Here is an 11,576-nt window from a genome sequence, read left to right as displayed (position 1 = left end):
TCAGTGATTCGCCGGCTGGAAGGTGGCCTGGTGGGCTGCCTCTTCGGCGCGGATCACGTGCATCACCGCGTTGATGAGCGCAAGGTGGGTGAACGCCTGCGGGAAGTTGCCGAGGTGCTGTCCGGTCTTGGCGTCGATCTCCTCGGCGTAGAGCTTCAGCGGGCTCGAGTAGGAGAGCAGACGCTCGCAGAGTGTCTTCGCACGATCGAGCTCACCGATCTCGACAAGCGCGGAGACGAGCCAGAACGAACAGATCGTGAAGGTTCCCTCCTCACCGGTGAGGCCGTCGTCGGTCTCCTCGACCCGGTAACGCAGCACCAGTTCGTTCTCGGTGAGTTCGTCGGCGATCGCGAGAACCGTTGCGCGCACCCGACGATCGTCCGGCGGCAGGAATCGCAGCAGCGGGACGAGCAGCAGCGAGGCGTCGAGGGCGTCATCGCCGTAGCGCTGGGTGAACACCCCGCGCTCATTGACGCCGTGCGCGAGGACGTCGGCCTTGATCTCGTCGGCGATCGCCGCCCATTTGGTCGCGTGGGCCTGCTCGCCGTGCATGGTGGCCAGACGCGACCCGCGGTCGAGGGCGACCCAGCACATCACCTTCGACGACGTGAAGTGCTGCGGTTCCCCGCGCACCTCCCAGATCCCGCGGTCGGGGTCCTTCCAGTGGGTGATCGCCTCTTCGACCTGTGCTTTCAGCACCGGCCACAGGGTCTCGGGCACCGCCTCGTGTGACTTGATGTTCAGGTACACCGAGTCGAGCATGGTGCCCCAGATGTCGTGCTGCGCCTGGTTGTACGCGCCGTTGCCGATGCGGACCGGCCTGGCGCCGTCGTAACCGGACAGGTGCGTCAGCTCTTCCTCTTCGAGAGTGCGCTCGCCGCCGACGCCGTACATCACCTGCAGCGGATGGCGTTCACCGTTGGTGATGCCCGAGACATCGGCGATGAAGGAGAAGAAGTCGTCGGCTTCCCGGTCGAGGCCCAGCGTGTACAGACCCCACAGCGCGAACGTCGAGTCACGCACCCACGCATAGCGGTAGTCCCAATTGCGTTCGCCCTGCGGTGTTTCGGGCAGCGAGGTGGTCGCGGCGGCCAGCAGCGCGCCGGTGGGGGAGTAGGTGAGGCCCTTCAGTGTCAGGGCCGAACGCTGCAGATGCGAACGCCACGGGTGGTCAGGGAAGCTGCCGATGTTGATCCACTGACGCCACGACTCGCTCGTCGCCCACATCTTCTGAGCCGCTTCCTCGAAGTTCTGCGGCGCCGGCTGGCGGGACCAGCTGAGTGCGACGAAGCGGTTGTCGCCCTCGACGAGCCGGGTGCGCGCCCGCGCTTCGCGACCCTCCAGCCCGAGGCGGAGATCCGTGGTGAGTTTCAGAGTGGGCGTGTCGGCGTCGGTGTCCTTGGCGTGTGCGATCGCCTCGCCATAGGCCGGCCCGGAGTACTCCCATTTCGTCGTCCCGCGGTGGTAGTCGAAGGCCGGTTCGCAACTCATGTGCAGTTCGACTGTGCCCGACACGCAGCGCACGGTGCGCAGCAGGATGTGCTCGGCGTCCCAGTCGGTGGGGGTCCGCCGGTGCGTCTTCGAACGACGCTCGTTGTCGTGCCACGGACCCATGACCAGTGCGTCGCGGATGATGATCCACCCGGTGTCGGTCTGCCACGTGGTCTCGACCATCAGACTGCCGGGCAGGTAGCGCCGGTCCACCGGGACGTTCACACCGTAGGGCGCGAGCCGGAAATGACCGGCGCTCCGGTCGAGGATGGCGCCGAAGACGCTCGGCGAATCGGGGCGGGGCACACACATCCACTCCACCGATCCGTTGCGCGCGATGAGACAGTTGGTCTCGGTGTCGGAGAGGAACGCGTAGTCGCCGATGGGTGGGAACGCGCTCGTGTGCGACGGCGAAGGCACCGGCGTGACGTCGGCGTCGGCCGCAGTGCCGGACGCCCGCGTCGGCGAGGTCGGCAAGGACGTTACGGTGGAGTCATCTGCGACAGACATGGGTCCTATCATTGCGACGGGCGTTCACCGACGCCACTTGGCTCACGGGAGCCGGGCGGTTGCAGTGATCACGGACCACGAAACCGCAGCCGCGCGAACAGCCTGAACCGCTGTTCACGCGATCGGGTACTCGGATGACGGGGTGATGAGGTGTCGGCGTTCTTCGCCTGGTGGGACAGCGTGGAGGAGTGGCTCACGGGCCTGTCCTTCGTGCCCCAGTTGCTGGTGACGGTTGCCGTCGTCATCCCCGTGGCGATCGCCATCGCCTACGTGCTCAGTCTGCTGGTCGACGCCGCTGCCACGCTGGTCGACCGACGCCGCTTCGCCGACGACGACGGGACCGGATTGTGAAGAAGACACTGCGCTCGCCGGTCACGCTGGCGCTCCTCGCCCTGCTGGTCCTCGTCGTGATCGCGTGGCTGATCACGGGCTGAGTGTCCGAGGTTGATCGTCACGGGTCGGCGTGCTCGGAACCCCTTCGTGACGGCCCTCCGCAGGCTCCGGCCTCCTCAGGGAGCGGGGTGGTTTGCGCCCGTCGTGGACTACGAAAAGAACACTCGTGAGCGTCCGAATCTCGTGCTCCCTGAGGTGCGAGCGAAGCGAGCCACGAAGGGTCTCGCAAGGTATCTCACCAGGCCCTTCGTGGCTCGTCGCTTGCGCTCCTCGCACCTCAGGGACCACTGGGTGTCTGATGCTTTCGGATTAGGGAGCGGGTGGTTCGCGCGTGTTCCTCGGCGAGCGGACGGTTCAGTGTCCGGCGGGCACCGTGGTCCGGGCGGCGGTGAGTCGGTAGAGCGAACAGATCGCGTCCACGACATCCGGGTGCGTGCCGAGCGGCCCGGCCACGAGGGTCTCCTCGACGATGGAATCGAGGGCGCGCTCGACCCGATCGGTGAGCAATCCCGCCGAGAGGAAGTACGGACTCACTGCGATCCGGCGGGCTCCACCGGAGCGCAGGCGGCGCACCGCGGACGCCAGCACACGATCGCCGGTGCCGAGCTTTGTCGCGAAGACGACCTCGACCGGCCGGTGCAGTCGCGTCGACAACTCGAGCGCCCGGAGACGGACGGAACGGTCCGCATCGGGGTCGGACGAACCCACCGCCGACAGGATCACGCCGTCATGTGGTCCCAGACCGGCCTCGACGAGCCGATCGGCCATGGCGCCGGTCAGCGACCGCGTCCCCATGACATCGGTCTGGCGTGCGGACGGGTGAGTCGCGGCGATGATCGAGGGGAGATCGATCTTGTGGTGGAAGCCTGCCGACAGCAGCATCGGCACGACGATCGTGTCGCCATCGCCGCCCGCGGAGGTGCGCAATCCCCGGAGCACGTCACCGACGAGTGGTTCGTCGAGGTCGAGGTAGGACAGGATCACCTCGACGCCTGGCAGCTGCGCCGCCACGGCGTCGCGCACACGGCGCGCGGTCGCGCCGAAGCGCGGATCGCGGCTGCCGTGTGCGACGAGAACGAGAGTCGGTGTCACACCAGCTCTTTGAGATGCAGCGGCGCCAGCGCGTCGCCGACCAGGCCCGCGGCCAGCGTGTTGCCGCCCTGCGGGTCGATGAGCAGGAAGCTGCCCGACTCACGGTTGACCTGGTAGTCGTCGGCGGGGATCGGCTCGGCGGTCTGCACCGAGATGCGCACGATCTGGTTGAGCTCCACCGAGTCCGGGGCGTCGACGAGCGCGAGGTTCTGCTCGTCGAACTGCGCGTCGAGTGCGCTGACGATCGCCTGGGTCGTCTTGGTGCCGTGTTTGAGCAGCAGTCGCGCGCCCGCCCGCAACGGCTTCTCGGCCAGCCAGCACACGGTCGCGGTGAACTGCTGCAACGGCTCCGGAGCGTCGGCGACCGCGGCGATCAGATCGCCGCGCGAGATGTCGACGTCGTCGGCGAGCAGGATGGTGACGCTGCGTCCGGTGTGCGCGGTCGCCAGTTGTCCGTCGGCGGTGTCGATCTGGCTGACGGTGGTCCGTTGCCCCGACGGCAGGACGACGACCTCGTCGCCGACGGAGACTCGGCCGGCGGCGATCTGACCCGCGTAACCGCGGTAGTCGGGGTACTCCGGCGTGCGAGGACGGATGACGTACTGCACGGGGAAGCGCAGACCGACGTCTTTGCGCTCCACCAGATTCGGCACGGTCTCGAGATGCTCGATGAGTGTCGGGCCGTCGTAGAACGCGGTGGTCTCCGAACGGATCGCCACGTTGTCGCCGTGTAATGCCGACACCGGGATGGCGGTGACCTGCTCGTCGGTCCAGCCCAGCGACCGGGTGAGTTCGGCGAACTCGGCGGAGATCTCGGCGAACACCGACGCCTGATCCGAGACGAGGTCGATCTTGTTGACCGCGAGCACCAGCTGCGGGACGCCGAGCAGCGCCATCACCGCGGCGTGGCGGCGGGTCTGGGCGACGACGCCGGTCCGGGCGTCGACCAGCAGGATCACCAGCTGCGCGGTGGACGCGCCGGACACGGTGTTGCGCGTGTACTGCACGTGGCCGGGAGTGTCGGCGAGGACGAATGACCGTGCGGGCGTGGCGAAGTAGCGGTAGGCGACATCGATGGTGATGCCCTGCTCGCGCTCGGCCCGCAACCCGTCGACGAGCAGGGACAGGTCCGGGGTGTCGAGGCCACGGTCCACCGATGCCTTCGTGACCGCATCGATCTGATCGGCCAACACGGATTTGGTGTCGTACAGCAGTCGGCCGACGAGCGTCGACTTACCGTCGTCGACGCTGCCCGCGGTGGCGATGCGGAGGAGATCAGGGGCGTGCTTCATCAGAAATATCCTTCGCGCTTACGGTCTTCCATGGCGGCCTCGGAGACCCGGTCGTCGCCACGGGTCGCGCCTCGTTCGGTGAGCCGCGACGCGGCGACCTCGGCGAGCACGGCTTCGTTGTCGGCGGCGTCGGAGAGCACCGCTCCAGTCGACGAGCCGTCGCCGACGGTGCGGTAGCGAACCGACAGGCGTTGCAGCTCTTCACCTTCGCGCGGCCCACCCCATACCCCTGAGGTCATCCACATGCCGTCACGCTGGAACACCTCGCGCTCATGGGCGTAGTAGATCGAGGGGAGGAGTACCTGTTCCCGGGCGATGTAGCGCCAGATGTCGAGCTCGGTCCAGTTCGACAGCGGGAACACCCGCACGTGCTCACCCGGTGCGTGGCGGCCGTTGTAGAGGTTCCACAGCTCGGGGCGCTGGCGCTTCGGGTCCCACTGGCCGAAGGCGTTGCGCAGCGAGAAGATCCGCTCCTTGGCGCGGGACCGTTCCTCGTCGCGACGACCGCCGCCGAACACCGCGTCGAAACGGTTCTCGGTGATCGCGTCGAGCAGGGGGATCGTCTGCAGCGGGTTGCGCACACCGTCGGGGCGTTCGGTGAGGCGCCCGTCGGCGAGGTAGTCCTCGACCTTGGCGACGTGCAACCGCAGGTTGTGACGTGCCACGACCTGGTCGCGGAACTCGAGGACCTCGGGCAGGTTGTGCCCGGTGTCGACATGCAGCAACGAGAAGGGCAGCGGCGCAGGCCAGAACGCCTTCAGCGCGACGTGCAGGAGCACGGTCGAGTCCTTGCCGCCGGAGAACAGGATCACCGGCCGCTCGAACTCGCCCGCGACCTCCCGGAAGATGTGGATGGCCTCGGATTCCAAGGCGTCGAGTGTGGTGAACTCGTCGGCCTCGGCGACGACGCCGGACGCCTGCGGAACGGACGGTGTTTCGGTCACGGTCATGCGTGCAGCCCACATTCTGTCTTGGCGCGACCGGCCCAGCGGCCGCTGCGCGGATCGGATCCGGGTTCGGGTTTGGCGGTGCACGGTGCGCACCCGATGGAGGGATATCCCTCGTCGACAAGCGGATTCACCAGCACTCCGTTGGTGTCGATGTAGTCCTGCATCGTCTCGTCGGACCAGGCCGCGATCGGATTGATCTTCACCAGTCCGAAGCCTTCGTCGAAGGAGATGAGCGGGGCGTTGGCCCGCGTCGGCGCCTCCACGCGACGAATCCCGGTGATCCATGCGTCGTAACCGGCGAGGCCCGCCTTCAGCGGCACGACCTTGCGCAGGCGGCAGCATTCTCCCGGGTCGCGGGCGAAGAGGTTGCGGCCCAAGAGCTCATCCTGCTCGGCGACGCTGTGCTCGGGTGTCAGGTTCACCATCTCGACGCCGTACACCTGCTCGACGGCGTCCCGGGTGCCGATCGTCTCGGCGAAGTGGTAGCCGGTGTCGAGGAAGAGCACCTTGACCGGGTCGCCATCGAGGAGATCGCGGTCGATGTTCTTCACGGCGAGATCGACGAGGGCCGCGTCCTGCATGTTCGACGCGACGACGAAGTTGGTGCCGAAGGTCTGTGCGGTCCAGCGGATCAGTTCCTCGGGGGTCGCGTCGGAACCGAGGTCCGCAGCGCCCTTCTCCGCGATGTCGCGCAGCTGGTCTTCGCTGAAGCGTCGTCCCGGTGCCCTGGTGGTGGTCTCGATGGTCATCGCAGTGCCTCCTCGTCGGCACGAACGGCCCACTGCGCGAACCGCTCGCCCTCTTCGCGCTGGTCGACGAAGTTGCGGACCACGCGCTCGATGTAATCGCCCAATTCGGTGCCCAGCACCTTGTGCTGACGCAGTTTGCGACCGAAACCCGAATCCAGCCCGAGGCTGCCCCCGAGGTGGACCTGGAAGCCGTCGGTCTGGTTGCCGTCCGCGTCCTCGACGAGCTGTCCCTTGAAACCGATGTCGGCGATCTGCGACCGCCCGCAGGAGTTGGGGCAACCGTTGATGTTCACCGTGATCGGCACGTCGAGCTTCGCGTTGATGTCCGCGAGCCGCTCGTCCAGTTCCGGGGCGAGGACCTGCGAACGCTTGCGGGTCTCGGTGAACGAGAGCTTGCAGAACTCGATGCCGCTGCACGCCAGGAGGTTCCGGCGCCACCGCGTCGGCCGGCCGTGCAGGCCGAGCGGCTTGAGCTCGTCGATCAGCCAGTCCACCTTGTCGTCGGGGACGTCGAGGACGATCAGCTTCTGGTACGGGGTGAAGCGAACGCGGTCGGACCCGGCCGCGGCGACGGCTTCCGCGGCCTTGGTCAGGATCGTGCCCGAGACGCGTCCGGCGATGGGGGAGAAGCCGATCGCGTTGAGTCCGTTGCGCAGCTTCTGCACGCCGATGTGGTCGATCGGGCGTTCGGGCTGTTCCGGTGCCGGACCATCGATGAGCTTGCGGCCCAGGTACTCGTCCTCGAGCACCTGGCGGAACTTCTCGATGCCCCAGTCCTTGACGAGGAACTTCAGGCGGGCCTTGGCGCGCAGCCGTCGATACCCGTAGTCGCGGAAGATCGAGACCACGGCCTCCCACACATCGGGCACCTCGTCCAGCGGGACCCAGGCGCCGACGCGCTGGGCGAGCATCGGGTTGGTGGACAGTCCGCCGCCGACCCAGAGATCGAGGCCGGGGCCGTGCTCGGGATGGACCACGCCGACGAAGGCGACGTCGTTGATCTCGTGCACCACGTCCTGCTGGCCCGAGATCGCGGTCTTGAACTTGCGCGGCAGGTTGGAGTACTTCGGATCGCCGATGTAGCGGCGGACGATCTCGTCGATGGCCGGGGTGGGGTCGAGGACCTCGTCGAGGGATTCTCCGGCGAGGGGTGAACCCAGGACGACGCGTGGGCAGTCGCCGCACGCCTCGGTGGTCTTGAGCCCGACACCTTCGAGGCGCTCCCAGATCGTCGGGACGTCCTCGATCCGAATCCAGTGGTACTGGACGTTCTCGCGGTCGGAGAGGTCGGCGGTGTCGCGGGCGAACTCGGTGGAGATCTCACCGAGGGTGCGCAGCTGCTCGACGTTGAGTGCGCCGGCGTCGCAGCGCACCCGCATCATGAAGTGGCTGTCCTCGAGGATGTCGATGTTCTCGTCGCCGGTCCAGGTGCCGTCGTAGCCCTCGGCACGCTGGGTGTACAGGCCCCACCAGCGCATCCGGCCGCGCAGATCCTGTTTGTCGATCGAGTCGAAGCCCTGCTTGGAGTAGATGTTCTCGATGCGCGCGCGCACGTTGAGCGGGTTGTCGTCCTTCTTGACCTGCTCATTCGGGTTCAGCGGCTCGCGGTAACCGAGTTTCCACTGGCCCTCGGCACGGCGCTTGGCCGGACGGGCCTTACGGGCCGGCCGCGCGGGCTTCCCGGCGGCCGGAGCTGCGGAGGCAGCCTCGTTCGGTGCACCCGGGCCGGAAGCGGCCGGGGCGTCGGTGGTGGACGTCATGAACTCTCCTGTGCCGGCGCACAGGGCCGGCGTTCGTTGCACGAGTTACGGGCTGAAACGTGCCGGCATCCCCTGTCTGAACAGGGACGATTCGGGGCCGAGACGTCGCTAGATGCGACAGAAAGCGCTGTTGACGCGCTTGAGATCAATGTGGCGTCGAGCTGCGAGCCACACCCCGGGGAAAATCACGCGGTCCATAGTGCCACGCTCCGCATCGGCTCGTCTACTTGGGGTTATTTTCCATCATCATGAGGGAAACCGGGCGGGACGGTCCCTACCTGAGCGGCACAACGCCGCGGATGGGTGAATCTGTTCCCGGAGGGGCCGGCGATTTCCGGCATGTCGGTGCGATCGGCATGATGGGAAGGATGAACCTCGACCTCGCAGCGCCGGCGGAATCGTTGGTCGCGGCCGCCTGCGCCGAGGTCGACCCGGACGTGCCCCTCGCGCTCTACCTGCACGTCCCGTTCTGTGCGACCCGCTGCGGATACTGCGACTTCAACACCTACACCGCCGGCGAACTCGGTTCCTCGTCCTCGCCCGACTCGTGGCAGGAGGCGGTCGCCCGCGAACTGGAGGCCGCGGCGCGGATGCTGACGCCGAGCCGCCCGGTCTCGACGATCTTCGTCGGCGGCGGGACACCGTCGCTCCTCGGTGGCGCCGGTCTCACGCGGCTCCTCGACGCGGTCCGGGCGAACTTCGACCTGTCCGGCAGCGTCGAGATCACCACCGAGTCGAACCCGGAGTCGACCTCGCCCGAGTTCTTCGACGACCTCCGGTCGGCCGGATTCACCCGGATCTCGCTCGGTATGCAGTCGGCGGCCGAGCACGTGCTGAGACTGCTCGACCGCACGCACACCCCGGGCCGGGCCGTCGCGGCCGCGCGAGAGGCACGGGCGGCCGGATTCGACCACGTGAACCTCGACCTGATCTACGGCACGCCCGGCGAGACCGACGCGGACCTGAATGCCACCGTCGACGCCGTACTGGACGCCGGTGTCGACCACGTGTCCGCCTACGCGCTGATCGTCGAGGACGGCACCGCGCTGGCGCGCCGGATCCGACGTGGGGAGATGCCCGCTCCCGACGACGACGTCCTGGCCGACCGCTACCAGATCCTCGACCGCCGCCTGCGCGCCGACGGCCTCGACTGGTACGAGGTGTCGAACTGGGCACGCGGCGACGACTCGGTGTGCCGCCACAACATCGCCTACTGGCACAGCCATGACTGGTGGGGCATCGGTCCCGGGGCGCATTCCCATGTCGCCGGTGTCCGCTGGCTCAACGCCAAACATCCTGCGCGCTACTCGAAGTCGCTGTCGGAGGGCGTTCTGCCGATCGCGTCGGCAGAACAGTTGACCACCGAGGACCGGCACCTCGAGGCCGTCATGCTGACCACGCGGTGCCGGAGCGGGCTGCCGCGCGATCTCCTCGACGACGCCGAGACCGCGCATGCCGAGCAGCTCTGCGCCGACGGTCTGCTGAGCGCGAGCGCCGATGCCTACGTGCTCACCGACGCGGGCCGGTTGCTCGCCGACGGTGTGATCCGCCGCGTGCTCTGGGGCTGACGCGCGACCAGGCGTACGGCTACCAGCTCTGATCGGGGCGAGGCGGACTCGTCCATCCCGTCGATCGGGCACCACGTCGGTGCGCGCCCGCGCCGTCGGGTGCGGTCGGCGGCCGGCGCGCCGGGATCTCGGCGGTGTCCTCGAGCTGCTGGTCCAGCGGCTTGGCCGTCTCGGTCAGGTCCAGGGCGTCGAGGTCGAGTGTGCGCGCGTGGATGATGTGACGGTTCCGCAGTGCTGACCGGACGGCGCGATGCAAACCGTCCTCGAGGTAGAGCTCGCCCTCCCACCGCACGACGTGGGCGAAGAGGTCGCCGTAGAAGGTGGAGTCCTCGCTGAGGAGTTTGTCCAGGGCGAGGACCTTGGTGATCGGGGTCAGCTGGTCGAGCCGGAGTTGTCGCGGCGGGATCTTGGCCCAGCCCCGCGTCGACAACCCGTGGTCGGGGTAGGGCTTGCCCTCCCGCACCCCCTTGAAGATCATGCGAACTCCTCCGACGCCCGGCTTCGACGAATGCTGCTCTTCGGCGACGCGTCGACGGTCAGTGCGCGACACCACGCCGTGACACGGTGATCGCGATCCCGTTTCGTACTATGGAACGCACCCAACTGTATGACAGGGGTCCGAGTCAGGAGGTGTACCGCGTGTCTACCACCGATGATCGTCGCTTCGAGATCTTGCGTGCGATCGTGACCGACTACGTCGACACGCAGGAGCCGATCGGTTCGAAGGCGCTCGTGGAGCGCCATCAGCTGGGAGTGTCGAGCGCCACCGTCCGCAACGACATGGCGGTGCTGGAGGCGGAGGGGTACATCACCCAGCCGCACACCAGCTCCGGCCGGGTGCCCACCGACAAGGGATACCGGATGTTCGTCGACCGGATCAGCGAGATCAAACCGCTGTCGGCCGCCGAGCGCCGCGCGATCCTCTCGGTGCTCGATTCCGGCGTCGACCTCGACGACGTGCTCCGCCGGTCCGTGCGGCTCCTCGCCCAGCTGACGCGACAGGTCGCGGTCATCCAGTACCCGGTGCTCTCGGCGGCGACCGTGCGTCATCTCGAGGTCGTCACCCTCTCGCCATCGCGTCTGCTGCTGGTCGTCATCGTCGACAACGGCCGGGTCGAACAGCGGATGGTGGCACTGAACGAAGACCACGACGAGGACGAGATCGCCCGGTTGCGCGATCTGTTCTCGGCCGCTCTGCACGGCAAACGACTCGAAGCCGCGTCGGCCGCGGTGGCCGAGCTCGCCAACTCCGCGCCCGAGGATCTGCGCGGTGCGGTCCTCAACATCGCGACCGTGCTGGTCGAGACCCTCGTCGAACGCGGCGACGACCGGCTGGTGCTCGGCGGCACGTCGAATCTCGCCCGCTCGGCAGCCGACTTCACGCCCGTCGTCGGCGGGATGGACACCGTTCTGGAGGCACTCGAGGAGCAGGTGGTGGTGCTCAAGATCCTCGCGACGACGCAGGACATGGGCCAGGTCACGGTGCAGATCGGCGAGGAGACCCGGACCGAGAACCTGCGTGGGACCTCGGTGGTGTCGACAGGGTACGGTGCATCGGGAACCGTGTTCGGCGGCGTCGGTGTGCTCGGCCCCACACGGATGGACTACCCGGGAACGATTGCCTCGGTGGCGGCCGTTGCCAAATACATCGGCGAGGTGCTCGCCGAACGATGACCGCAGATTTCCCATGACCGCCGCTCGGCAGGCCGCTGTTCGGCGGCCCGCTACGTGGACGACGGCGGCCGCGCGCGAAGCAGCGTCGATGATCGGC

Annotated in this window: 10 protein-coding genes; 3 read left to right on the top strand and 7 right to left on the bottom strand. The window is 67.8% G+C overall.

Going from position 1 to position 11,576, the window contains the following annotated elements; all coding sequences use genetic code 11:
• Positions 1-2,001 (bottom strand): glycoside hydrolase family 15 protein, encoded by a 2,001-nt coding sequence (locus AC3B6C_RS23205; RefSeq protein ID WP_488374283.1) that lies wholly within the window; start codon positions 1,999-2,001, stop codon positions 1-3.
• Positions 2,002-2,151: 150 nt separating this feature from the next.
• Here AC3B6C_RS23205 and AC3B6C_RS23200 point away from each other — a divergent pair, with 150 nt between their 5' ends.
• Positions 2,152-2,352 (top strand): hypothetical protein, encoded by a 201-nt coding sequence (locus tag AC3B6C_RS23200; protein WP_014927430.1) that lies wholly within the window; start codon positions 2,152-2,154, stop codon positions 2,350-2,352.
• A gap of 396 nt (positions 2,353-2,748) precedes the next feature.
• Here the strand turns inward: AC3B6C_RS23200 and AC3B6C_RS23195 are convergent, their stop codons facing one another.
• From AC3B6C_RS23195 to AC3B6C_RS23175, 5 genes are read right to left on the bottom strand one after another with little or no spacing between them, the layout of a single operon-like run.
• Positions 2,749-3,486, bottom strand: coding sequence for a sirohydrochlorin chelatase (locus tag AC3B6C_RS23195; RefSeq protein WP_488374282.1), 738 nt, complete (start codon positions 3,484-3,486; stop codon positions 2,749-2,751).
• Positions 3,483-4,778: a sulfate adenylyltransferase subunit 1 gene (locus AC3B6C_RS23190; protein WP_014927416.1), complete on the bottom strand. Its 1,296-nt coding sequence runs from the start codon at positions 4,776-4,778 to the stop codon at positions 3,483-3,485. Before AC3B6C_RS23190 ends, AC3B6C_RS23195 begins: the two co-directional genes overlap by 4 nt.
• Positions 4,778-5,743 carry a sulfate adenylyltransferase subunit CysD gene (cysD, locus tag AC3B6C_RS23185; protein WP_425307016.1) on the bottom strand — a complete coding sequence of 322 codons (966 nt, stop codon included), beginning with the start codon at positions 5,741-5,743 and terminating at the stop codon, positions 4,778-4,780. The genes AC3B6C_RS23190 and cysD overlap by 1 nt, the downstream gene beginning before the upstream one ends.
• Positions 5,725-6,477 (bottom strand): phosphoadenylyl-sulfate reductase, encoded by a 753-nt coding sequence (locus AC3B6C_RS23180; RefSeq protein WP_488374281.1) that lies wholly within the window; start codon positions 6,475-6,477, stop codon positions 5,725-5,727. The genes cysD and AC3B6C_RS23180 overlap by 19 nt, the downstream gene beginning before the upstream one ends.
• The gene (locus tag AC3B6C_RS23175; RefSeq protein ID WP_488374280.1) at positions 6,474-8,237 is read right to left on the bottom strand and encodes a nitrite/sulfite reductase; all 1,764 of its coding nucleotides are present in this window, start codon (positions 8,235-8,237) and stop codon (positions 6,474-6,476) included. The genes AC3B6C_RS23180 and AC3B6C_RS23175 overlap by 4 nt, the downstream gene beginning before the upstream one ends.
• 368 nt (positions 8,238-8,605) lie before the next feature.
• Here AC3B6C_RS23175 and hemW point away from each other — a divergent pair, with 368 nt between their 5' ends.
• Positions 8,606-9,805, top strand: a complete 1,200-nt coding sequence (gene hemW / locus AC3B6C_RS23170) for a radical SAM family heme chaperone HemW (protein ID WP_488374279.1) — start codon at positions 8,606-8,608, stop codon at positions 9,803-9,805.
• Positions 9,806-9,824: 19 nt separating this feature from the next.
• Here hemW and AC3B6C_RS23165 read toward each other — a convergent pair whose 3' ends face one another.
• The gene (locus tag AC3B6C_RS23165) at positions 9,825-10,283 is read right to left on the bottom strand and encodes a type II toxin-antitoxin system VapB family antitoxin (RefSeq protein WP_488374278.1); all 459 of its coding nucleotides are present in this window, start codon (positions 10,281-10,283) and stop codon (positions 9,825-9,827) included.
• 161 nt (positions 10,284-10,444) lie between these two features.
• Between AC3B6C_RS23165 and hrcA the strand changes: the two genes are divergently transcribed.
• On the top strand, positions 10,445-11,479 hold the full coding sequence (gene hrcA / locus AC3B6C_RS23160; protein ID WP_010841232.1) for a heat-inducible transcriptional repressor HrcA: 1,035 nt from the start codon (positions 10,445-10,447) through the stop codon (positions 11,477-11,479).
• Positions 11,480-11,576: the final 97 nt, after the last annotated feature.

This window comes from Gordonia sp. 11cp (assembly GCF_057767225.1).
This window is presented reverse-complemented; position numbering and strand designations above follow the sequence as displayed.